This window comes from Ureibacillus sp. 179-F W5.1 NHS, from assembly GCF_045369345.1.
GTDB lineage: Bacteria > Bacillota > Bacilli > Bacillales_A > Planococcaceae > Ureibacillus > Ureibacillus halotolerans.
Map to the genome: position 1 here is coordinate 25,289 of NZ_JBIQFG010000021.1, position 22,255 is coordinate 47,543.

Annotated in this window: 24 protein-coding genes and 1 riboswitch; of the genes, 18 read left to right on the forward strand and 6 right to left on the reverse strand. The window is 34.1% G+C overall.

Translation table 11 applies throughout. The features are described from left to right. Window positions 1–91 precede the first annotated feature (91 nt). The 7 genes from fabG to ACH0B5_RS10710 all read left to right on the forward strand — a co-directional run bounded on the left by fabG (window position 92) and on the right by ACH0B5_RS10710 (window position 5,471). Window positions 92–856, forward strand: a complete 765-nt coding sequence (gene fabG / locus ACH0B5_RS10680) for a 3-oxoacyl-ACP reductase FabG (protein ID WP_122970582.1) — start codon at window positions 92–94, stop codon at window positions 854–856. A 21-nt stretch (window positions 857–877) separates the two neighbouring features. Then, entirely contained in the window at window positions 878–1,327 is a 450-nt protein-coding gene (locus ACH0B5_RS10685) for a MaoC family dehydratase N-terminal domain-containing protein (RefSeq protein ID WP_122970583.1), read from the forward strand. Then, window positions 1,324–1,722, forward strand: a complete 399-nt coding sequence (locus tag ACH0B5_RS10690) for a MaoC/PaaZ C-terminal domain-containing protein (protein ID WP_341362146.1) — start codon at window positions 1,324–1,326, stop codon at window positions 1,720–1,722. Before ACH0B5_RS10685 ends, ACH0B5_RS10690 begins: the two co-directional genes overlap by 4 nt. Before the next feature lie 88 nt (window positions 1,723–1,810). Beyond that, window positions 1,811–2,584, forward strand: a complete 774-nt coding sequence (locus ACH0B5_RS10695) for an SDR family oxidoreductase (protein ID WP_406927804.1) — start codon at window positions 1,811–1,813, stop codon at window positions 2,582–2,584. A gap of 26 nt (window positions 2,585–2,610) precedes the next feature. Continuing rightward, complete coding sequence (locus tag ACH0B5_RS10700; protein WP_122970586.1) at window positions 2,611–3,786, forward strand: thiolase family protein; 1,176 nt, start codon at window positions 2,611–2,613, stop codon at window positions 3,784–3,786. Window positions 3,787–3,831: 45 nt separating this feature from the next. Next, window positions 3,832–4,407 carry a TetR/AcrR family transcriptional regulator gene (locus tag ACH0B5_RS10705; RefSeq protein WP_122970587.1) on the forward strand — a complete coding sequence of 192 codons (576 nt, stop codon included), beginning with the start codon at window positions 3,832–3,834 and terminating at the stop codon, window positions 4,405–4,407. Between the two features lie 464 nt (window positions 4,408–4,871). After that, window positions 4,872–5,471 (forward strand): DUF1062 domain-containing protein, encoded by a 600-nt coding sequence (locus tag ACH0B5_RS10710; RefSeq protein ID WP_122970588.1) that lies wholly within the window; start codon window positions 4,872–4,874, stop codon window positions 5,469–5,471. Between the two features lie 165 nt (window positions 5,472–5,636). On the opposite strand, the gene pabB is transcribed toward ACH0B5_RS10710, so the two are convergent. From pabB to ACH0B5_RS10725, 3 genes are all read right to left on the reverse strand, one after another. Beyond that, window positions 5,637–7,385 carry an aminodeoxychorismate synthase component I gene (pabB, locus tag ACH0B5_RS10715; protein ID WP_122970589.1) on the reverse strand — a complete coding sequence of 583 codons (1,749 nt, stop codon included), beginning with the start codon at window positions 7,383–7,385 and terminating at the stop codon, window positions 5,637–5,639. Window positions 7,386–7,401: 16 nt separating this feature from the next. After that, a complete protein-coding gene (locus ACH0B5_RS10720) occupies window positions 7,402–7,965 on the reverse strand; it encodes an anthranilate synthase component II (RefSeq protein ID WP_341362141.1) in 564 nt (187 codons plus the stop codon). Between the two features lie 154 nt (window positions 7,966–8,119). Beyond that, a complete protein-coding gene (locus ACH0B5_RS10725; RefSeq protein ID WP_122970591.1) occupies window positions 8,120–8,338 on the reverse strand; it encodes a hypothetical protein in 219 nt (72 codons plus the stop codon). Between the two features lie 128 nt (window positions 8,339–8,466). On the opposite strand from ACH0B5_RS10725, the gene purU reads away from it, so the two are divergent. Then, the gene (gene purU, locus ACH0B5_RS10730) at window positions 8,467–9,366 is read left to right on the forward strand and encodes a formyltetrahydrofolate deformylase (RefSeq protein ID WP_406927805.1); all 900 of its coding nucleotides are present in this window, start codon (window positions 8,467–8,469) and stop codon (window positions 9,364–9,366) included. A 68-nt stretch (window positions 9,367–9,434) separates the two neighbouring features. Here the strand turns inward: purU and ACH0B5_RS10735 are convergent, their stop codons facing one another. Continuing rightward, entirely contained in the window at window positions 9,435–10,262 is an 828-nt protein-coding gene (locus ACH0B5_RS10735) for an EcsC family protein (RefSeq protein ID WP_122970593.1), read from the reverse strand. Window positions 10,263–10,426: 164 nt separating this feature from the next. Here ACH0B5_RS10735 and ACH0B5_RS10740 point away from each other — a divergent pair, with 164 nt between their 5' ends. From ACH0B5_RS10740 to scpC, 3 genes are all read left to right on the forward strand, one after another. Continuing rightward, a complete protein-coding gene (locus ACH0B5_RS10740) occupies window positions 10,427–11,164 on the forward strand; it encodes a hypothetical protein (RefSeq protein ID WP_122970594.1) in 738 nt (245 codons plus the stop codon). 128 nt (window positions 11,165–11,292) lie between these two features. Then, a complete protein-coding gene (locus tag ACH0B5_RS10745; RefSeq protein ID WP_122970595.1) occupies window positions 11,293–11,949 on the forward strand; it encodes a ribonuclease H family protein in 657 nt (218 codons plus the stop codon). 187 nt (window positions 11,950–12,136) lie between these two features. Then, on the forward strand, window positions 12,137–13,645 hold the full coding sequence (gene scpC, locus ACH0B5_RS10750; RefSeq protein WP_406927806.1) for a succinyl-CoA:acetate CoA-transferase ScpC: 1,509 nt from the start codon (window positions 12,137–12,139) through the stop codon (window positions 13,643–13,645). A gap of 38 nt (window positions 13,646–13,683) precedes the next feature. Here the strand turns inward: scpC and ACH0B5_RS10755 are convergent, their stop codons facing one another. Next, entirely contained in the window at window positions 13,684–14,139 is a 456-nt protein-coding gene (locus ACH0B5_RS10755; protein ID WP_406927807.1) for a GNAT family N-acetyltransferase, read from the reverse strand. A 191-nt stretch (window positions 14,140–14,330) separates the two neighbouring features. Between ACH0B5_RS10755 and ACH0B5_RS10760 the strand changes: the two genes are divergently transcribed. Next, the gene (locus ACH0B5_RS10760; protein ID WP_406927808.1) at window positions 14,331–16,283 is read left to right on the forward strand and encodes a GTP-binding protein; all 1,953 of its coding nucleotides are present in this window, start codon (window positions 14,331–14,333) and stop codon (window positions 16,281–16,283) included. Between the two features lie 103 nt (window positions 16,284–16,386). Next, a complete protein-coding gene (locus ACH0B5_RS10765; RefSeq protein WP_341362138.1) occupies window positions 16,387–16,590 on the forward strand; it encodes a hypothetical protein in 204 nt (67 codons plus the stop codon). 45 nt (window positions 16,591–16,635) lie between these two features. On the opposite strand, the gene ACH0B5_RS10770 is transcribed toward ACH0B5_RS10765, so the two are convergent. After that, window positions 16,636–17,235 carry a YitT family protein gene (locus ACH0B5_RS10770; protein ID WP_341362137.1) on the reverse strand — a complete coding sequence of 200 codons (600 nt, stop codon included), beginning with the start codon at window positions 17,233–17,235 and terminating at the stop codon, window positions 16,636–16,638. 173 nt (window positions 17,236–17,408) lie between these two features. Beyond that, a riboswitch (cyclic di-AMP (ydaO/yuaA leader) is annotated at window positions 17,409–17,547 on the forward strand. A 172-nt stretch (window positions 17,548–17,719) separates the two neighbouring features. Between ACH0B5_RS10770 and ACH0B5_RS10775 the strand changes: the two genes are divergently transcribed. From ACH0B5_RS10775 to ACH0B5_RS10795, 5 genes are all read left to right on the forward strand, one after another. Beyond that, window positions 17,720–19,057: a TrkH family potassium uptake protein gene (locus ACH0B5_RS10775; RefSeq protein ID WP_122970601.1), complete on the forward strand. Its 1,338-nt coding sequence runs from the start codon at window positions 17,720–17,722 to the stop codon at window positions 19,055–19,057. A 17-nt stretch (window positions 19,058–19,074) separates the two neighbouring features. Further along, on the forward strand, window positions 19,075–19,731 hold the full coding sequence (locus ACH0B5_RS10780; protein WP_122970602.1) for a potassium channel family protein: 657 nt from the start codon (window positions 19,075–19,077) through the stop codon (window positions 19,729–19,731). A 272-nt stretch (window positions 19,732–20,003) separates the two neighbouring features. Next, the gene (locus ACH0B5_RS10785; protein ID WP_122970603.1) at window positions 20,004–20,438 is read left to right on the forward strand and encodes a MarR family transcriptional regulator; all 435 of its coding nucleotides are present in this window, start codon (window positions 20,004–20,006) and stop codon (window positions 20,436–20,438) included. 93 nt (window positions 20,439–20,531) lie between these two features. Further along, a complete protein-coding gene (locus ACH0B5_RS10790; RefSeq protein ID WP_122970604.1) occupies window positions 20,532–21,149 on the forward strand; it encodes a nitroreductase family protein in 618 nt (205 codons plus the stop codon). A gap of 154 nt (window positions 21,150–21,303) precedes the next feature. Continuing rightward, window positions 21,304–22,206 carry an NAD(P)/FAD-dependent oxidoreductase gene (locus tag ACH0B5_RS10795; RefSeq protein WP_341362136.1) on the forward strand — a complete coding sequence of 301 codons (903 nt, stop codon included), beginning with the start codon at window positions 21,304–21,306 and terminating at the stop codon, window positions 22,204–22,206. The last annotated feature ends 49 nt before the right edge of the window (window positions 22,207–22,255 follow it).

Sequence of the window (22,255 nt, forward strand, 5' to 3'; positions counted from 1 at the left end):
GACATCTATCATTGAATATTTCTATAAATCAATTAATAGAAATATTATATTAAGTTATTTTTAACTACTAATTTATTTGGAGGGATTTCATTTGACTGGAAGATTCGATAATAGAGTTGCATTTATTACTGGTGGAAGCCGAGGCATTGGAAAAGGAATTGCTGAAACATTTGCGGAGGAAGGGGCAAAAATTGCAATTATTGATATTAATGAAGAAGCATTGAACGAAGTAGAAGCTGAATTCAAAGAAAAGGGCTATACAATTTTAACTATGCAAGCAAATGTCGTCAATGCGGAAGAAGTTGAAGCGGCAATGGAACAAGTCGTTTCTCAATTTGGTTCCTTAGATATTTTAGTGAATAATGCGGGAATAATTCGCGACAATTTGCTATTTAAAATGACGGATAGTGATTGGAATCAAGTTATTGATGTTCATTTAAAAGGAACATTTAATGCATCCCGTGCAGCCCAAAAATATATGGTGAAACAAAACTATGGAAGAATTATAAACATTTCTTCTACTTCAGCCCTTGGAAATCCTGGTCAGGCTAATTACGCAACTGTAAAGGCGGGAATTCAAGGATTTACAAAAACCCTAGCCAAAGAAATTGGTAAATTTGGCATTACAACAAATGCAGTAGCACCTGGTTTTATTGAAACGGATATGACGAAGGCAACAGCAGAAAGGGTTGGTATTCCGTTCGATGAATTCGTCAAAGGTGCAGCTAGTCGTATTCCGGTACGAAGATCTGGTCAACCTTCTGATATTGCCAATGCCGTTGCTTTTTTTGCAGATGAAAAATCTTCTTTCGTAAACGGTCAAGTTTTATATGTTGCAGGTGGACCTACTAACTAATAAAGGAGGGAGATAATAGAGATGATTACAGAATTCATAGGTGTTACGTCGGAAAAAGTGAAAAATGTGGTTGAAAAAGAACTAGTAAGGCGTTTTGCAGATTCAATTGGAGATTTGCATCCAATTTATATAGATGAAGAAACCGGAAAAAATTCTAGATATGGGAAAAATATTGCACCGGTTACGTTTCCTCGTGTTTTTCGATCAGGGGAAGTCGATGGATTAAATTTACCTAATAAAGGATTGATTCACGGTGAACAAATTTACCATTATAATCGACCACTCTTCGTAGGAGAAGAAGTGTATTGCTATTCCAAAATAGAAGATTACTTTGAAAAAGAAGGAAGTACTGGGAAAATGGGCTTCTTAAAAATGAAACGATATGGTGAAGACACTGAAGGCAATATCATTTTTACAGAAGAATCGATCATTATTATTACTGAGACAGTAAGGAGGTCGATGAACGTATGACGCATCTCAAAGAATTAGTTCAAGGGGAAACAATTAAAATGACCCTTGAACCTGTAACTAGAATGGATTTAATTAAATATTCCGGAGCATCTGGTGATTTTAATCCTATTCATACGATAGATGAGGAAGCAAAAAAGGCGGGTCTACCAGGCATTATTGCTCACGGAATGTGGACGATGGGGAATCTATCAAAATTATTTACCCCTTATTATGAAGAAGGCTACATTCAAGATTATTCAATCCGATTTGCAGGTATGGTATTTTTAAACGATGTATTAACATTAAATGCCCAATTAGTCGAACAAACAGATGAAGCATTACATTTTAAAGTGAATGTCACGAATCAACACGATAAAGAGGTTGTCAAGGGAAAAGTAAAATTTGCCCTATATTAAAGTGAAAGGATTTGTCTCGAATTTTAATAAAGAATGAGAGGCAAATCCTTCTTACTTAAAAAGATTGGAAAATGGGAGGGATATCGGAATGCACGTGAAAGAGCTATTTGATATTTCCGGAAAAACGGCCATTGTAACCGGAGGAGGACGAGGGCTGGGAGAGCAAATTGCCCAAGGGTTTGCCGAAGCTGGAGCCAATGTTGTCATTTGTTCGAGAAAGTTGAACAATTGTGAGGAAGTAGCTGAAAGATTAAAGGAATATGGAGTAAAAACTCTTGCCTTAAAATGTGATTTAACGAACAAAGACGAAATTGAAAATTTAGTTGAACGAACGTTAGAAGAATTTCCTTCGATTGATATTCTTGTTAATAATAGTGGTGCAACTTGGGGAGCTCCAATGGAAGAGATGCCTCTAGAAGCATTTTATAAAGTGATGAATGTAAATGTTACCGGAACTTTTTTAATGTCTCAAGCTGTTGGAAAAGTAATGTTGAAACAAGGTTATGGAAAAATTATTAATATTTCATCTGTTGCAGGTCTTAAAGGTTCCAACCCTGAAATAATGGATGCTATAGGGTATAACACGAGTAAAGGGGCAGTCATTACTTTTACAAAGGATTTAGCTGTGAAATGGGGACCGAGGGGAATTTATGTGAACGCTATTGCACCTGGTTTCTTCCCAACGAAAATGACGAAAGCATTGTTGGATCGTGGCGGTGATTCGGTGCAAAGCAAAAATCCATTACGCAAATTTGGTTCGGATACGGATTTAAAGGGAGTTGCTTTATTTTTAGCATCGAAAGCTTCAGATTTTATAACAGGCGAAACGATTGTAGTTGATGGTGGTACAAATGCAATGTAAAAAATCACGCATGGGGGCATGTTTAAATGAAAAGAGATGCAGTTATTGTATCTGCAGTTAGAACAGCAATTGGTAAACAAGGTGGAGCATTAGCAAGTATTCCAGCCCATCTTTATGGCGCTGAAGTAATAAAAGAAGCGATAAACCGAGTAAATATTTCAGCTGAACTGATCGATGATGTAATTATCGGTAATGTTTTAAGTGGTGGGGGAAATATAGCCAGATTATCTGCATTACAAACAGGGCTTTCAATACAAATACCTGGGTTAACCGTCGATCGCCAATGTGGTTCTGGCATAAACGCCGTTGCATTAGCAGCACAAGCAATTCAGTCAGGTGCCGGTGATATATATGTGGCTGGCGGTATCGAAAGTATGAGTCGGGCACCTTATCAATATGAACGACCTGAAAAAGCGTATAGTTCCATCCCACCGAAATATCGCACTACTTTACTTGCACCTGAAGAAATCGGCAATCCACCTATGGGGATTACTGCTGAGAATTTAGCAAAAAAATATAATATCTCGAGGGAAGAACAAGATGAGTTTTCCTATAAAAGTCAACAAAAGATGGCCATTGCAATGGAAGAAGGACGATTCGATGAGCAAATTGTTCCGATAAAAATTCCTGTTCGAAAAGGAGAACCAATTGTTTTTGATAAAGACGAACATCCACGTCCTAGTACAACTCTTTCAGCACTGGCTAAATTATATCCTGCCTTCGTAAAAGATGGTACTGTAACCGCTGGAAGTAGTTCAGGTTTAAATGATGCAGCATCAGCACTAGTCGTTATGTCTAGAGAAAAGGCTGAAGAATTAGGCCTCCAACCGTTAGCAACGATAAAAGGTTCCGTAGTGGCTGGAGTTGATCCTAATATTATGGGAATTGGCCCTGTACCTGCAACGAAAAAGTTAATGGAGAAATTAGGACTTTCTTTAAACGATATGGATCTTGTTGAATTAAACGAAGCGTTTGCTGCCCAAGTAATTGCGTGTAACAGAGAATTAGACATCGATCCAGAAAAATTAAATGTTAATGGTGGTGCCATTGCCCACGGACATCCACTAGGAGCTACAGGAGCCATTTTAATTACAAAAGCAGTATATGAATTAAAAAGAACAAACAAAAACAAAGCCCTTATTACAGCATGTATCGGTGGTGGTCAAGGCATTTCCATGGTCATTGAAAGAGAAGTATATTAATTGTTATGATGTTTTGAAACTATCACTGATTGAAGGGAAATAACTTTGAGAAGAACAATCATAAAAGAAAGTATCGATTTGTTTGATAAAAAAGGATATAGTAAAACTTCAATTCAGGATATCGTCAATAGCATAGGTGCTACTAAGGGAACATTTTATTACTATTTTAATAGCAAACAAGAGCTGTTAAGGGATATTCATTTAAGCTATATCCAAGAACTTTTACAAGAACAAGAAGTCATTTTACACGATCAAAATTTAACTTCAAAAGATAAAATTAGAAAATTAATTTTATTAATTATTCGTAAGATTCGAACCCATGGTAAAAGTGCAAGAGTATTTACGAGGGAGATACGTCATCTTGAAGAGGAACATATCCAAAATGTCAATTCCATTAAGCGTGAATTTCGGTTAAACTTTCAAAAGGTTTTGGAAGATGGAATCGATAAAGGGGAATTTCGAAAAGATTTAAGGAGTGATATTGTCATTTTTGGAATTCTTGGCATGGTGAATCGCTCGTATAATTGGTATAACCCTGATGGAGAGGTTTCAGAGGAAGAGCTTGTTGATATATATATGGATATTATTATTAACGGTTTGAAAAATAAATCAGAAATATAAAAGATAGATGATAAAAAGAATGTTGGCGTGCATATTTTTATGTATACGCTTACAAGAAGAAAATGATAAATCTAACGATATAAAATAGTACTTGTAGGTAAGACATTTACATATAGAGTGTTTTTCCTACAGGTATTTCTAGAATATCCCTAGACATAGGAAATCGATATTGACAACAAATTAAATTATTGTATAATTCCGAATAGGAGAAATATGGAAGGTGGAATTAGATTTGCCAACATACATGTAATGGTTAAGTAATTAAATAGTTCACTTCTTTTTGAACATGATTGTTCAACGACGGGAGGAGTGTGCCTATTTTTAGCCATTACAGGGAACGCAGGATAAACTGTTGAGCTCATTCCAAGCGGGATACCTATAAGGTATTCCGCTTTTTTGATGGGAAATCATTCTCCATTCAGCTATTATTTGGTGTTCCTCTGGATAAATTGGAGGAGAAGGTAATGAGTTTTAATAATATAATTACTTTTAAGGTTATTGCTCAGGAAAAACCTAACGTAATACGAAATTGTAGACACTGTAAAAGGAGTACCGAATACTTTTGTAGTGATAAATTTAGAGTAAATGCAAATCAGAAGATGATTGATATTTGGCTTATTTATAAATGTTTACATTGTGAAAGTACATGGAATTATCCTATATTATCGAGAGTACATGTGAATCGAATTGATCCAATACTCCATCAAAAATTTATGAATAATGATCAAGAGACAATATGGTATTATGCTTTTCAAATTAACAAATTAAGAAAACTATGTGATGCTGTGAAAAAAGACATTCAATATGAGTTAATAAAGGAGAAGTCAAATCTAATATCTAGTGAAATGACAGTAAGAATTTGCTGTAAATATGATTTTGGTCTCAGAATCGATAAACTACTAGCTGAAATATTGAATATTTCAAGGTCCAAAGTAAATACAATGGCAAAGGAAAAAATGTTTTTACTAAACCCAAATGTTCCGATAAGCGACAAAGTTATAGATAATTTACAAGTAACAGTGAAAGGGAATTGGCATGAGTATGTTTCCCCATCTTTATTTTAAGGGCATAATGGAAATACCTATTTGTAAAAAGAAGGTGGAATGATTTTAAAAAACTAATTTCCAATTGAATTGAATGCTTATATTAAAGTAAATATCAAAATGCTTACCCCCGTCCTAAATTTAGAACGGGGGTATTTTCAATAAATGGTGACAAGCTTATTAGATTTATTTTATTTCTACTTTCATCCAATTTCGAACACTATTAATGAACCAGATTTGCGAACATGCATTAAGATGATCCAGTGTGAGAACTTTTTCATGAATTTTTCCTTCATTTAATAATTTTTCCCGGAAAGTACCAGCTAATAAACCGCATTCAATAGGGGGAGTCCAAAGTACCCCGTCTATTTCTAGAACAACATTCCCATTTGTGAATTCGGTTAGTTCTTTCTTTTCATTCCAAAGAAGGACATCAAAAACATCTTGGTGTTGCTGTTGAAAATATTCATAATGGTCTCGATTGGTCGTTTTATAATAATAGAAAACATTCTTCTTATCGATTGGTGTTTTTGCTAATGAAACAACTTGTAGAGGTTTTACAGGTTGTAATGTTTGAGTGTTAATCGAAACTTTTCCATTTTGTTCAAGTAAGAGACGTAATTTGTATTGTCCCGTTTTGTTTTCCTTTGCAACTTTGAATACACTGTCTTTTACTTCTTCCATATTGAAAGAATAGCCAAAATATCCCGCTGCACGTTGAAGTCGAGTTAAGTGCTCATCAAGCAAAACAAGTTCTCCATTTTGTAACAAGATACTTTCCAATAGTTCAAATTTAGGTCTTTGAACTTCTAAAAAGCTTGCTTTTGCTAAAATTTCTTCATACTCTTCATCTGTTTTAGAGTCCCACGTAATACCACCACCAACTCCATAAGTGGCTTGCCCCGTTTTATTGTTAATAACGACTGTCCTTATTGGAACATTGAAGATAGCTTCTTTGTCCGGTGTAATGTAACCAATTGCCCCACAATACACGTCCCTCGGCGTTGATTCTAATGAAGCAATTATGTCCATCGTACTTATTTTCGGCGCTCCGGTTATGGAACCGCAAGGGAAGAGAGCTTTAAACAATTCAAAAAAGGTTGTATTCGGCTTTATCGTTGCTGTTACAGTAGAAGTCATTTGATGAACCGTTGGATATTGTTCAATTTGAAAAAGTTTTGGAACTTGTACTGTCATCGGTTCGGCTATCATACTTAAATCGTTCCGAAGTAAATCCACAATCATTACATTTTCTGCTCGATTTTTTTCTGAGTTATACAACCACTGCCGATTAGCGGCATCCTCTTCCACTGTTTTACCACGGGCGACCGTACCTTTCATCGGCCTTGTCGTAATTTGATTATCCTTTAAATGAAAAAATAGTTCTGGTGAGGCAGATAAAATACTGAAATCACCTGTATAAATATAACTACAATAATTGGACGATTGGGCGTTTTTAAGACGATTAAAATAGGCAATATCATCTCCTTGAAACTGGGATTGAAGACGAATTGTATAGTTTGTTTGATACGTATCACCATTTTTAATGGCATTTTGAATAGATGCAATAGACGACTGGTATTGATTCATCGTCTCTTTTGGCATCCATTTTGTATGTACATAAGTCCCATCGCTATCTAAAGATTCATGAAGAGGTTCTTTAAAAATACCAAACCATAGTAAAGGCATTGTCGGATTGTTATGGACTTTCATCGCTTGATCAAAAGCTGGTGCACTTTCATAAGATACGTAGCCAGCTGCATATAATCCTTTTTCAATGGCTTCTTGAATTAATTGAAAGCATGGTAAAACTTCCTCAATTGTATAAGCTACAATTACTTTTAATGGATTTTTAAACGTTAATGGAGTTACATCTCCATTGGAAGATGCAAAATCAAAAGTTAAAATTGGTTGTCTTTTGTGATTAGTTTCCATGATGATAAAGTCCTTTTCATTTTATAAAGAAGTTCTGAACCATTTTTAAGCCCATGTTCGTTAAAATGGCTTCAGGATGAAATTGAACACCTTCTACTTTGTAAGTTTTATGACGTATGGCCATTATTTCTCCTTCGGTTGTTTTGGCAGTAATGTCAAAACAGTCCGGCAATGTAGCGTCATCAACAATAAGAGAATGATAGCGTGCTACTTCCGTTGGACAAGGGAGATTGTAAAAAATAGATTGTCCGTCATGTTCAATCTTAGAAGTTTTTCCGTGCATAGGTACTTTCGCTTTTTTTACAGTTCCACCTAATGCTTGCGCAATAATTTGATGACCAAGGCATACTCCTAAAATGGGAATATCCCGATAAAACTTTTTAACAAGTTCTAAGCAAATACCCGCTGTATTAGGATTCCCGGGACCAGGTGATAGAACGATATAGTCAGGAGCGAACTGTTTTATTTGTTCTATTGAAAATTGATCGTTTCGCCGGACGACTATTTCGTGTCCAACCGTTTGAATATATTGCACTAAATTATATGTAAAAGAATCGTAGTTATCGATAACTAATATCAAATTAAACTTCTCCATTTCTCGTTAGTGATCTGACATTTATTATAGAAGAAGTGGAACATCAATGGGAAGAATTTTATAAATGAAGTTTAAGGAGTATGTATAGTATCTTTTTAAATGAAAATACCTCGAAGGCTCTTTCGAGGTATTGTTCGAATTATTGTTTGTTGTTATCGAATAATTGCTCAACTTTTTTCATAATCGGGTTATTTTTAATTTTTTTCAGTAATGGATTTTTTTCTGCTCCGAATTCTTCCCGTTGTTTATTTGCGCTATTTGCACTAGGTTGAGAACTTTTCGCAGTTGCACTACTTTCATTTAATAAACCACGATCATCATAGTTTGAATAATCATCAAATTCTTTTTTATTAGTCATTATCTCAACTCCTTTCAGTTTTATTATGGGAATTTTCTTTTCGTTTATGTAATGAAAGCAGTAATGGTTGCTCATTTTCAGAAAATAATAGATAATAATAAAATTATGAAAGGCTAGGAGTGTAAGCAATGCAAGGAGTGCAGGGGAACAGAAATGAAATAAGTCAAAATCTAGAGAATAAAGCGCGGTTATTAGTAAAGTGTCCAGATAAACCTGGAATCGTATCAGTGTTGTCTACTTTTTTATTTAAGTACGAAGCAAATATTATTGAATCAAGCCAATATTCAAGTGATCCAGAAGAAGGAACGTTTTTTATCCGCATTGAATTTCACTGTGAAAATTTACAACAAAAATCACCTATGATGGAACAGGAATTTACCCAAATCGCCAATGAGTACGAGATGAACTATCAGTTTTATTATTTAAATCGCCGACAACGTTCTGCCATTTTTGTTTCAAAGGAATTACATTGTTTATTGGAATTACTTTGGGAATGGCAAAATGGCGATTTGGAAACAGATATTGTTGCAGTTATTAGTAATCATGAAGATGCCCGGTCTATAGTCGAGTCTTATGGCATCCCATTCCATTACTTACCTGCAAACAAAGATATCCGTCAAGAAGTGGAAGCAAAACAAATCACATTAATGGAACAATATCATGTGGATTTATTAATTTTGGCCCGTTATATGCAAATATTAACACCTGATTTTGTCGATTATTTTGAAAACCGTATTATTAATATTCATCATTCATTTTTACCAGCATTTATCGGGGCAAATCCATATGACCGTGCTTATAAAAGAGGAGTTAAATTAATTGGAGCAACTTCCCATTATGTAACAAATGATTTAGATGAAGGACCGATTATTGAACAAGATGTAGAACGAGTAGATCATCGGGATGATGGTGCCACATTAAAAAAAATCGGACGAAAAATTGAACGTCGGGTTTTAACAAAAGCAGTGAAATGGCATTTGCAAAATCGAATTATTGTTGAGAATAACAAAACCATTGTATTCCACTAAATAGCTAAGAGATTAAATAAAGGATGTCCTATTTTGAAAAATGGGACATCCTTTTTAACTGATGGATATTATTCCATTGAACTACTTTCGATCTGATCAAGTTCATATAATCGTTCATTTATTCTTCTTTTTCGATAGAGCATCATGCCCGTCTCCGAAACATCCTCTATCATCCCTTTATTGACAAAAGCACCAAAAATCATTCCTGCAACGGGGACCATTTGTAGCAGCTTTTTCCATCCGAACTGATCGCGATAGGTGAAAAATACTTCTTGCCAACCTTTTAATTGGCTAATCATACTCTCTGGCCCTTGATTTTTAGAATGATGCATATTTGCCAATTCCTTTAAAATCGCTTCTTTTCCAACAATGTCCGCTGAGGCAAATTGTAAGCATTTTACGATAAAGACCCGCTCTTGTTTCTCATTCGGATCATACCCATGAATAATCGCGATTTCTTGTAGCGTTTTTAATGCCATTCCTAAAATTAATGGAATATCGATTACTAAAGTGAAAATTCCGCCAAATCCAGTAGATGCACCTTGTACAGTCGCTAATTTGCTTCGTTCACTTTGTAATTGGTGACTAATTTGAGTCATGTCCTGAATTGGCATTTTGGCTATATCATCAATTGTTTCAATTGGATGAGTAGTAGATTTTTTTATCTTTTTAATCATTCCATTTTCACTAATTAAATATTTACCACCTGTTTGAATATAACTTCCTAGTTCATTTACTAAAATGCCGATTTTCTCTTGTAAAAATTTAGGTGTTAGCTTATCAATTAATTTAAAAGGTAAACGACCAAGTTTTTCCCAAAAGAATAATCCTTTTTGATCTTCTTCCCATTTTTCAATTTCTGTTAAATAGGTTTGCAATTGTTCCTTCGATTCCAATGTGATTTCCCCAATCTATTGTCTTTTATTGTTTTACGTAATTTTAACTAAAATGTTTCATTCAAAGTATGTACAATAAATGAATATTCATTTTTTATAAAAATCTGACAATTAAGTGGTGAATTTTGGTAAACTAAGGCTAGAGAGAAGTAAGGGGGAAGTGGATGGCTGAACAAACAGTAAGTGGTGTGTATCTTCAGGAACATTTTCGAGATTCTTTAATCATTGATCGCTATGATCCACAATTGGAACTTTTACGAAAAAGAAAACAGGAACAATTAAGAAGTCAACATATTGAAGATGCAGTAGTATGGAATGTATTTCGGACGTTTAATCAAATCGATCGAGCCCTTTGGATAAAACCATTATTTCAAACTTCTTTTCATTTGAACTTCCCTTATTCAATGGACTCGATAAAAATCCAACTATGGAAAAGAATTAGACCACCAAAAAGTTACCCATTACCAGAAGGGCTGTCGGAAATTGATATTATTATTGAATCCGATGAATTCGTTTGGTTTTTAGAAGCAAAATATAAATCTGACATTAGTTTCAGTACTACGCATCATTCAAAAAGAGACCAAATACTACGAAATATTGATGTCGGAACAAATTATGCAAGGAAGAAAGATTTTTATTTTTCTTTAATCATAATGGATAAATATTATAGTCCATATGGTTATCGTATGACAACAGAGTACCGTGATTCTATAGAAGGAATAGTAGGTTTACTACCACATAGAAAAACCCTCTCTAATTTAAAAGGAATTGAAGTTTTCACTTGGAAAGATGTTCAATCCCTCTTTAAAACGGTTTACTTATATAGTAAAAATAAATACGAAAAATATATAGCTGATCAAGCCAACTATTGGTTGTTGAAAAAATTGAATGACGAAAACTAATTACTTTTAGGATATTGTTTTTGAAAAAGGAAGAAATAAATGTCCATTAATTATTCGACTACTATAGTAAAAGAAGTAATAAGTTGACCATAATAATAGGTAACTGGAATAAAATTAGGAGGACTTCGATGAAAATTACAATCGAATGGACATATAAAACAAATAATGGAGTAGAAACCGTTTTTCGATCCGATGAATTGCCGGTAGCCCATGCTTTAACTATAGGTGAGGATTTAGAGAAAACAGGTAGAGCGAAATCCATCACGTATATCGACCAACATGATAGTACATGGATGGTTAAAGAATTAAAAAAATATATACAAGAAATGGATACAGAACCACACAACGTTCGTGTTTACTTTGATGGTGGATATGATATTCAAACAAGTCAAGCTGGTTTAGGTATCGTTATTTATTATGAACAAAATGGAAAGAACTATCGATTACGTCGTAATGCTCCAGCTGTGGGATTAAATTCGAATAATGAAGCTGAATATGCAGCATTGCACTTAGCAATTGTTGAACTTGATTTATTAGATGTTCATCATCAAACAGTACAATTTATTGGGGATTCACAAGTAGTCATTAATCAAATGAGTGGGGAATGGCCAGCCTATGAGAAAGAATTAGTTAGCTGGGCAGATCGAATTGACATTAAATTAAATGAGTTAGGTATTACGCCAGAATTTGAACTCGTTCCTCGAAAATTAAATACCGAAGCCGACCGACTTGCCACACAAGCTTTACAAGGTACAGATATTACCGGCCAGATTGAATTGCAATAAAGTGTAAAAAGACTTGTTAAATAAAACAAGTCTTTTTTAATACATAATATTATTATGTAAACTAATGATATTATTCTTTTTCTAGTATTTTTCTACAATTTTGTTCTATTTTATTTGTTCTTAGCATAAATAAAATAGGTGAGAAGTTCTATTATTTTTATACCAAATAGATTAGGAGGAAAGATATTTGGAACAAGTAGTTGAAAAACGAATTGGTATTAGTAGTTTATTAAACAAAGTAATTTCAGCAGAAGAGGCAGCATCGTTTATCCAAGATGGCAATATAGTCGGGATGAGTGGTTTTACCCGGGCGGGAGATGCAAAAGTAGTGCCTTTAGCTTTAGCTGAACGGGCAAAAAATGAAAACTTGAAACTAGATGTTTATACAGGGGCATCCCTTGGTCCAGAAGTAGATAAAATTTTAGCTGAAGCAGGTGGAATACGTAAACGTGGACCATATCAAGGCGACGCAGCTATTCGAAATTTAATTAATACAGGGGAAGTGTTATATGTAGATGCACATCTTTCCCATAATGCTGAACTCGTTCGTCAAGGAATTATTGGACCAATTGACTATGCCATCATCGAAGCAACCGCTATAACAAAGGACGGCTATCTCGTTCCAACAACATCCGTAGGGAACTCTCCAATTTTCGCCCAATATGCAAATAATATTATTGTTGAGTTAAACTTAGCCCATTCCAAATCATTAATTGGTGTTCATGATATTTATATTCCAGAAGTACAAGGTAAACGACAACCCATTCCACTTTTAAGTGCTACAGATCGTATAGGTGAAATTGGCATTAAAATTAATCCGGAAAAAATAAAAGCTATTGTCATTTCCAACGAACAAGACGCTCCATCTTTAATTGTTGATCCAGATGATGAAACACAGGAAATGGCTAATCATTTAATAAACTTCCTTCGCAGTGAAATTGAAGCAGGGCGTTTAACAAATAAATTAGCTCCTTTGCAATCGGGGGTTGGTTCTGTTGCCAATGCGGTTTTAGAAGGATTTAAAGTTTCGGAGTTCGAAGATTTGATTATTTTCTCCGAAGTGTTACAAGATGCCGTATTTAATTTAATCGATGCTGGAAAAGTTTCCTTCGCATCTTGCACTTCTATTACGATATCCGAAGAATTACAGAAAAAGGTTTATGGAAATATTGAGAAGTATGCTGACAAAATTATCATTCGACCACAGGAAATATCAAATCACCCTGAAGTCATTCGTCGCTTAGGATTAATCGCCATTAATGCAGCCCTTGAAGTCGATATTTATGGTAACGTTAACTCAACTCATGTTGGCGGCACGAAAATGATGAATGGAATAGGCGGTTCAGGTGATTTTACTCGCAATTCTCGTTTAAGTATTTTTGTAACAAAGTCTTATGCGAAAGGTGGTAAACTTTCTTCAATCGTTCCAATGGTAGCCCATCATGATCATACAGAACATGATGTTCATGTCATTGTAACGGAACAGGGTGTTGCAGACTTAAGAGGATTAGCACCAAAAGAAAGGGTACCATTAATTATTGAAAACTGTGTACATCCTGACTTTAAACAACAGTTGTGGGATTATTATAACGAAGCTGTTGAATTAACTGGAAATGCCCAAACACCACATAATTTGGAAAAAGCGCTTTCTTGGCATGTGAATGCTGCAAAAACTGGTTCAATGAAACTTTCATAATAAATAAGTGCGTGTTCCCACTTTGAACACGCATTTTTTCATTCAGACGACTTTTCTAATTGCCATTTTATCATGTGATTCTGCAAACCAACTTTTCCCATATTTAACTTTTCTAATACTCGAATGGAAGAATCATTATCCTCTATACACTCTGCGATAATCTTTGTCACATTTGAATTGGAAAATGCCCAATTTAGTAGTTCTCTCACTGCTTCTGTTGCATAACCTTTATTTTGAAATGAAGGCAATATTCCATAACCTACTTCGACCGTATTTTCTAAATTTGGTTTACCTTTAAACCCAATATCCCCAACTATTTGATTTGTTTCTTTCTCTATTACAAACCAAACACCCCATCCTAATAGTGAGGGGTCCTTATTCAGTTCGTCCAGATAGTTTTTTATATGTTGACCTAATGGATAATTTGTTGAAACAGACGAAAAAAATTGTTTTGTACAAGGTAGGATTTTTAAATTTTTTGTATGTAATTCCAATATAATTCCTCCTTTTTATTTCAATTAAACAGCGTATTTTAATTATACTACTATTTATTGGAAATAAATGAGAATAAAATTGAAGTTCTTCGTAAATTTATCCAACTTTCCCCTTAAAACAGAGGAATTTAATAAAAGGCTGACAATTTGCTACAATAAAATTAATGAAACAACGAGAAATGAGGATTTTTATGTATAAAACAATTGGAGTACTGGCCCATGTAGATGCTGGAAAGACAACCTTTTCAGAGCAGCTCCTTTACCATACGTTAAGTATTAAAGAAAGAGGTAGAGTGGATCATCAAGATGCTTTTTTAGATAATCATTCCATTGAACGTAAAAGAGGCATCACCATCTTTGCTGAACAAGGACGGATTCATTATAACAATGATACCTATACATTAATTGATACACCCGGACATGTCGATTTTTCCCCTGAAATGGAGAGAGCCATCCGGGTAATGGATTATGCCATCCTTATTATAAGTGCGGTGGATGGCATTGAAGGTCATACAGAAACCGTTTGGCAATTATTAAAAAAATATGAAATCCCAACCTTTCTTTTTATTAATAAAATGGATAGGGAAGGGGCAGATTTACAGGCGATCATGGCTTCGATTCAAAAAGAATTGACTGACGATGTCTTATTGATAACAGAAAAAGTAACATCAGATTACATTTCTCAAGATGTAATAGAATGGCTCGCAGAAAGAGACGAAACTCTTTTGGAACAATATATGGAAGGAGTAATAGAATTTGAAAATTGCTTCCGCATTTTTTGTTCTATGATTCAGCATAGACAAGCCTTTGTTTGTATGGCTGGTTCAGCCCTGAAAGATATTGGAATTAAAGAATTTTTTGAGCAATTTGCATTATTAACAAAAACTTCATATCATACGGATGATCCTTTTAAAGGATTAGTATATAAAATTCGTCACGATGAAAAAAATCAACGGTTAACATTCTTGAAAGCATTACAAGGAACTTTACAGGTTCGCGATGAATTTTCCTTTGACGATGTTACTGAAAAAATAACAGAAATCCGTCTCTACAACGGACATCGCTTTGAAACAGTTCAAAGGGTAGAAGCTGGTGAAATCTTTGCAATTAAAGGCATTTCAAGAGCTCAAATAGGACAAGTAATTGGCAATAGTGTAGTGAATCAGGACGAATATGAACTTATACCAACCCTTCAGGCCAAAGTTGTGTATGAAGGTAGTGAGCATATAAAAGAAATATTAAGTTACTTCCGAATTCTTGAAGCTGAAGAACCAACGTTGAAAGTTGTTTGGAATGAAAAATTTCAAGATATAAACGTCCATGTGATGGGTGTTATCCAACTGGAAGTATTATTAGAAGTAATAGAATCCCGATTTGGTATTCAAGTTCAATTTGAAGAACCAAAAATTTTATATATGGAAACGATTCAACAACCAGTCATTGGCTATGGACATTTTGAACCATTGAAACATTATGCAGAAGTCCACTTAAAAATGGAACCCGCTCCACGAGGTTCAGGTATTCAATTTAAAAATGAGTGTCACGCAGACGATTTGTCCGTTGGTCATCAACGATTAATCGAAAAACATTTATTTGAACGGGAACATCACGGTTTACTAACGGGATATCCCATTACAGATATTTGTTTTACACTTTTAACGGGAAAAGCTCATCAAAAACATACAGATGGTGGAGATTTTCGAGAAGCAACTTTCCGTGCCCTTCGCCAAGGATTGGAGAAAGCTGACAACCTTTTATTAGAGCCTTACTACCGTTTTAAAATGAAAGCCTCCATTGATTTAATGGGGCGAATGATGACAGATATTCAACAAGGAAGTGGTACATTCGATCCCCCAATAATTAATGAAGATCAAGTTACCATTATTGGAAAAGTACCTGTATCCACTTTCATGAATTACAGTACAACTTTTGCGACCTATACAAATGGGAAAGGTTCACTATCCTTGCAATTTGCTGGTTATGATCTTTGGCATAATACAGATGAGGTTATCGAGCAAATAGGTTACGATAAAAACGCGGATCCAGAGTATTCCTCATCCAGTATTTTTTGTGCTAAAGGAAAAGGTTATTCGGTCCCTTGGTATGAAGCGGAAAAAGCGATGCATTGCTTAAAAAAAGGATAACATCACCATTTGATTATTCGTTTCATCGATTTAATTTGAGTATAAATGAATGAAAGAATACCAAACTAAATTGAAAATGAAATAACAAATGGAGGTTTTTTGGATGAAACAAAATCCACAACAAGTTCCTGGTAGACCGAAAAAATTTGTAAGTAAAGAGGAAATGATTCGTAATACGGAAGAAAATATACGCGAAGCTGAAATTAGTATGGAATTTGCTGGTGAAGAAGAGCTTGAACACCTTCAAGAAAAAAATGAACGTCGTAAACACGCAATAGAACGAATGAAAGATGAACCATTAAGTTAAAATAAGGGCAATTGCATTATATGCAATTGCTCTTTGTTACTTTTTTCACGTCCGGACCATATCTACGATAGTTGTTGCAATAAAATATGTAATGATAGAAATTAATGCCCCTTTCCAACCAAACAATATAAGAGCAAAAAGAAAGATAAAAAAATTGATAATAAGAATAGATTCACCAACAGAATAGGATGTTTTACTGGAAATAAGTAAAGCAAGTACGTCTGTCCCATCTAATGCTCCGCCATTACGTAAAACAATCCCAATACCTAATCCAAGTAAAATACCTCCAATAAAAATTAATAAAATGGGATTACCATTAAGGAAAGGTGGAAATATTTCCAGTAAACCCGTAGAAACGGTTAATGAAATGATGCCTAATGAAGTAGAAAAGGCAAAGCGTTTCCCTAAATAGTTATAGCCTAATAAAACAAAGGGGATATTTAATAAAAACAGTAAAAAGCTTAATGAAAATCCCATCATTTCAGATAGCATCATGGATATACCGGTAATACCTCCATCAATTAATCCATTAGGAATAAGAATTACCTCCAGGCTAATGGCTGCCATGAGTGCCCCTATAATAATCCAAGGTATTTTAAAGAGGAGATCTAATACATAAAATTTAAACGAATTTGTAGATTTCAAGTAAGTTCTCCTTATGTATTAAGAATAATATTAATAAAAATTAGTGAGCAAATGTAAGTGATACCCCTATCAAACTATGAATTTTTATATAAGATGATACACAGTTTTAATTTTTTATTTTTATATTTACAAATCTCAAATGGAGGAGTAGAATAATCCCGTATTTCAAAGTTTCATATTATCGGCCTAATCTCATATAGAGAACGGAGGACCCATTATTTTGGGGTTAATTCTGCCATTGCAGAAGGGATGAGATCACTCTTTCGCCATCCTACCCGTCAGCTAACTTCGTCGGCTAAAGCGAAGGAGGTCATAGGAACAGACCGCCTTATTCAAGTATTTTTTGTTTTTATACAAAGGAGCTTGTTTAAATCGGTCTTTTTTTGATGTCAAAAACGAGAACATTTAGATTAAAAGGATTATTTCCCTCAGGCAAAAGAGATAATTATTTAAGGTAAGAAACATTCAAAGTGAGGAAACGAAAATGAAAAACTTTAAAGACAATCTAAACCCTTCAAAGGTTCTAGTACTAGGTTTCGTTATTTTAATTTTATTCGGTGCTTTATTATTAAATCTTCCAATCGCAACGGAAACAGGAGAGAGTTTACCTTTTTTAGATGCCCTTTTTACCGCTACGTCTGCTGCCTGTGTGACGGGACTTGTTGTAGTAGATACGGGAGATACATTTTCCGTTTTTGGTGAACTTGTCATTCTATTTCTTATACAAATTGGCGGTTTAGGATTTATGACTTTTGCCACATTTTTATTTACTTTACTTGGGAAAAAAATTTCTTTAAAAGAAAGATTGTTATTAAAAGAAGCATTTAATGCTACATCAACAGCAGGAATGGTGAAATTAGTCAAAAGAATATTGATTTTTACGTTGGTAACAGAATTTATTGGAGCAGTTATATTGGCCATTCGCTTCTCCCTTGATATGCCAATTTCAAAAGCGATTTATTTCGGCTTCTTTCATTCTATTTCCATTTTTAACAATGCAGGTTTCGATTTAATGGGGCAATTTAAAAGTTTAACTGACTATGTAGATGATCCCTTTGTCGTCATTACAATCTGTAGCCTTATCATAATAGGTGGACTAGGGTTTATTGTTATTAATGAATTATATGAATATCGCGAAACGAAAACATTATCTGTTCATACAAAGGTTGTTTTAACGACAACATTTACTTTAATCGTAGGGGCAGCGATTTTAATTTTCCTTTTCGAATTTAGTAATGAAAAAACATTAGGTCCTTTATCAACAACTGGAAAAACGTTAGGTGCTTTGTTCCATAGTGTGACTCCAAGAACGGCTGGTGCGAATACATTGTCTATGGGAGATTTAACTCATGCTACTTTGTTTTTAACGATTATTCTTATGTTCATCGGAGGAGGTTCTGGTTCTACGGCTGGAGGAATTAAAGTTTCAACTTTTACCGTTTTAATTGCAACTGCCATTTCACAATTAAAGGGTAAAGAAGATGTTACTTTATTTAAACGTCGCATTGTGATTGAAAACATATTAAAAGCTTTTACAGTTGCCATGTGTGGCATGATCATTGTTGTGCTCGTCACTTTTTTATTAAGCATTACAGACAAAGGTCATGTGTTTATTATGTATTTATTTGAAGCAACTTCCGCCTTTGGAACAGTAGGCCTTTCTATGGGGTTAACGCCGGAACTTTCATCAGTTGGCCGTATTTTAATTATTTTAACAATGTTTGCAGGAAGATTAGGACCATTAACGATCGGTTTTGCTTTAACAAAAAAACGTAAACAAGAGGCTTATCATCATCCAAAAGGAAATATTATGATTGGGTAACAAAGGAGAGTAAAAAAATGAGTAGAAAACAATATGCCGTAATTGGATTAGGCCGTTTTGGTACGAGTATTGCTAGAAAATTGCATGAAGCAGGTCAAGAAGTACTAGGTATTGATTTAGATGAAGTAAGAGTAGAAGATGCAGAACCTTATATTACCCACGGATTAATCGCCGATTCTACAGATGAAAAAGCACTAACATCTATTGGAATTACAAACTTTGACTGTGTTATTGTCGCAATTGGGGACGATATTCAAGCAAGCATTCTAACCGTCATGCTTTTGAAGAACCTTGGTATGAAAAAGATTATTGCAAAAGCGGTAGGTAAACGTCACGGTCAAGTTTTAGAGGCAATTGGTACGAGTTGGATTATTTATCCTGAAAGGGATATGGGAGAAAGAGTGGCAAATCAACTTCTTTCACCAAACATGTTAAACTATATTGAACTTTCTAAGGATTATAATATAGAAGAAATTATGATTCCTTCTAGAATGGCTGGGAAAAATTTAAGAGAATTGGATATTCGGGCAAAATATAATGTGAGTGTTATTGCTATTTTAAGAGACGGTGAGATTATTGTTTCACCTTCTCCTGATGAATTACTTCAAATAGAAGATATTTTAGTAACGATCGGAAATCGAAAGGATTTAGCGAAATTCTCCAACTTAGAATAAAAAAATTCCTAATTTTCTCCCCATACAAGTTAGAAAAAAATCTAAATTGTATGGGCTTTTTTATGTTATTTTTAAATATAATTTACATTAAAAGCCAAATTGTTAGAAGGAAAAGAATCTATTATTTGGATAAAAAAATGAAGTATATTTTGAAAAGAAAAGTTTGATACTAAATATAGTAATTCACTAAAACAAAAAACTTGATTAATAGATTATTTATATTATAATTGACTAGTCAATGATTGATTAATCAATTGATAAGGAGGAATGAAATGGATCAATCTTGCGAAGATGTAAAAAATATGATGTTTATGTTCAAAAATATTGATAGACAAGTTACACAAAACTTTGAAAAGTGTACAGGGATTAGTCTAACTCGATATGAAATATTGTATACCTTATTGAATAGTGGACAACTTTCACAAATCGAATTACAGAAGAAGTTGAAGATAGATCAAGCTGCAATTACAAGACATTTAAAAATTCTTGAAGAGAAAAATTTGGTCTATCGAAATCGAAACAAACAAAATAATCGAGAAGTGATAGTAGAAATAACAAATAATGGCATGGCTATTTTGGAAAACTGTGATTCAAATAAAACACAATTTTTCGATGAATTATTTCACGACTTTACAACGAAGGAAAAACAACAGCTACAAATGATGTTAAAAAAACTAATGGTTAATTCCGGAAAACAAACTGGTTAGATTTTTAATAGTCATGATAAATGATACAGCTAATCCCATTGAACAAACAATTCCTATTAAAAATGATATTGACATATTGAAAGGGGTATAAAAATGCCAAACACAATTCAACAAATCATGCATGAAAGAAAATCCGTTCGTAAATATAAAGAGGATGTCGTGATCCCACGCGAAAAATTACAAGCTTTATTAGAAAATGCCATTTCAGCTCCATCTTCAAGTAATATGCAACCATGGCGTTTCATTGTAATTGATGATCAACAAGTGAAAAAAGAGTTGCGCCCAATTGCAAATGACCAAGAACAAGTTGAAACATCTTCAGCGATTATTGCCGTTCTTGGTGATTTGGAAATGTACAAAAACTCAGAACAAATTTATAATACCAATTATGAAAAAGGTTATATGCCAAGAGAATTAGCGGATTTAATGATAAAAAATTCCCTTTCGATGTATGGTAGTTTACCAGAAGATATTATTAAAAATATTGTTCATTTCGATGCTGGTTTAGTTTCAATGCAAATTATGCTGTTAGCTAAAGAAATGGGGTATGATACGGTACCGATGGGTGGTTTTGATAAAGCGAAATTTGCGGAAAAATTCAACTTACCAAAAAATGAAGTACCTATTATCCTAATTGCTATTGGTGAAGCAGCTGCTCCTGCTTATGGTTCATCCCGTCTGCCACTTGAACAAATTACAAAATTTATTTAATAAAATATTGGATAGACTTAGTTTATAAAATACAACTAAAAGTTTGTTTAGCGTTGATCGAAAAGGTCAACGCTATTTTTATGTTGAAATAAGGAAATGAAAGAATTTGAAAAGCAAACATAATAAATATTAATTTGTAAAGGATCGAAGAGTAGTGAATGTATTTGATTGTGTAGTTGTAGGGGCAGGTCCAGCGGGATTAAGTGCGAGCTTGACTTTAGGTAGGGCTAGAAGAAAAATTGCTCTTTTTGATGATGGAACAAATCGGAATCGAGTAGCAAATCAATCCAACGGTTTTCTTACCCGTGATGGCATCAAACCAGCGGAATTTAAAGAAATCGGAATGAGGGAGATAACCCGCTATCCATCCGTTCATTATTTCAAAACGACTGTTCAAGAACTTTCGAAGAATCAAAATGGTCAATTTATTGCCAAAACAAAAGATGGGCAGGAGTTTATTTCCGACAAACTTTTACTTGCAACCGGAATCCAAGAACATTTTTCTATACCGAGTATTAGGGATTATTATGGTAAAAGTTTATTTAATTGTCCCTATTGTGATGGTTGGGAATTAAGGGATAAGCAGCTCATTATTATTGCAGAAATGGAAGAACATGCCCTCCATATGGCGAAATTACTCTATAATTGGTCCAAGGATTTCGTTGTATTATCCAACGGTGGAGAATTTTCAAAAAGAGGAATTCGTGAACTAGAAAAAAGAAACATACTAGTAAAAATGGAACCTATTAGAAATTTAATCGGAGATCGTGGCTATATTGAACAAGTCGAATTAGCATCTGGAGAAAAAGTCAACTGTTCAGGTGGTTTTGTTGTACCAACCTTTTATCGTCCGAATCCTTTTCTAGTACAATTCAATTGTGACATAAACGAACACGGCGAGGTTATAACGGATGGACTTGGTCGTACGTCTTGTCAAAATGTTTATATTGCAGGTGAATTAAAGAGAATAAGCCCATCTTCACTAATTAATTCTGCTGCAGACGGTTATAAAGTGGCACTGTCTATTAATCAAGATTTGTCCGAAGAAAGATTTTAATGAATGGGATTCAATTCTTAATATCATTTTAAACAAGGAAAATATTCCC

Excerpts from the sequence above, each read along its gene's own strand:
- ACH0B5_RS10685 (WP_122970583.1), top strand. The coding sequence starts at position 878 with ATGATTACAGAATTCATAGGTGTTACGTCGGAAAAAGTGAAAAATGTG.
- ACH0B5_RS10690 (WP_341362146.1), top strand. The coding sequence starts at position 1,324 with ATGACGCATCTCAAAGAATTAGTTCAAGGGGAAACAATTAAAATGACC.
- ACH0B5_RS10695 (WP_406927804.1), top strand. The coding sequence starts at position 1,811 with ATGCACGTGAAAGAGCTATTTGATATTTCCGGAAAAACGGCCATTGTA.
- ACH0B5_RS10700 (WP_122970586.1), top strand. The coding sequence starts at position 2,611 with ATGAAAAGAGATGCAGTTATTGTATCTGCAGTTAGAACAGCAATTGGT.
- ACH0B5_RS10710 (WP_122970588.1), top strand. The coding sequence starts at position 4,872 with ATGAGTTTTAATAATATAATTACTTTTAAGGTTATTGCTCAGGAAAAA.
- pabB (WP_122970589.1), bottom strand. The coding sequence starts at position 7,385 with ATGGAAACTAATCACAAAAGACAACCAATTTTAACTTTTGATTTTGCA.
- ACH0B5_RS10725 (WP_122970591.1), bottom strand. The coding sequence starts at position 8,338 with ATGACTAATAAAAAAGAATTTGATGATTATTCAAACTATGATGATCGT.
- purU (WP_406927805.1), top strand. The coding sequence starts at position 8,467 with ATGCAAGGAGTGCAGGGGAACAGAAATGAAATAAGTCAAAATCTAGAG.
- ACH0B5_RS10740 (WP_122970594.1), top strand. The coding sequence starts at position 10,427 with ATGGCTGAACAAACAGTAAGTGGTGTGTATCTTCAGGAACATTTTCGA.
- ACH0B5_RS10745 (WP_122970595.1), top strand. The coding sequence starts at position 11,293 with ATGAAAATTACAATCGAATGGACATATAAAACAAATAATGGAGTAGAA.
- ACH0B5_RS10760 (WP_406927808.1), top strand. The coding sequence starts at position 14,331 with ATGTATAAAACAATTGGAGTACTGGCCCATGTAGATGCTGGAAAGACA.
- ACH0B5_RS10765 (WP_341362138.1), top strand. The coding sequence starts at position 16,387 with ATGAAACAAAATCCACAACAAGTTCCTGGTAGACCGAAAAAATTTGTA.
- ACH0B5_RS10775 (WP_122970601.1), top strand. The coding sequence starts at position 17,720 with ATGAAAAACTTTAAAGACAATCTAAACCCTTCAAAGGTTCTAGTACTA.
- ACH0B5_RS10780 (WP_122970602.1), top strand. The coding sequence starts at position 19,075 with ATGAGTAGAAAACAATATGCCGTAATTGGATTAGGCCGTTTTGGTACG.
- ACH0B5_RS10785 (WP_122970603.1), top strand. The coding sequence starts at position 20,004 with ATGGATCAATCTTGCGAAGATGTAAAAAATATGATGTTTATGTTCAAA.
- ACH0B5_RS10790 (WP_122970604.1), top strand. The coding sequence starts at position 20,532 with ATGCCAAACACAATTCAACAAATCATGCATGAAAGAAAATCCGTTCGT.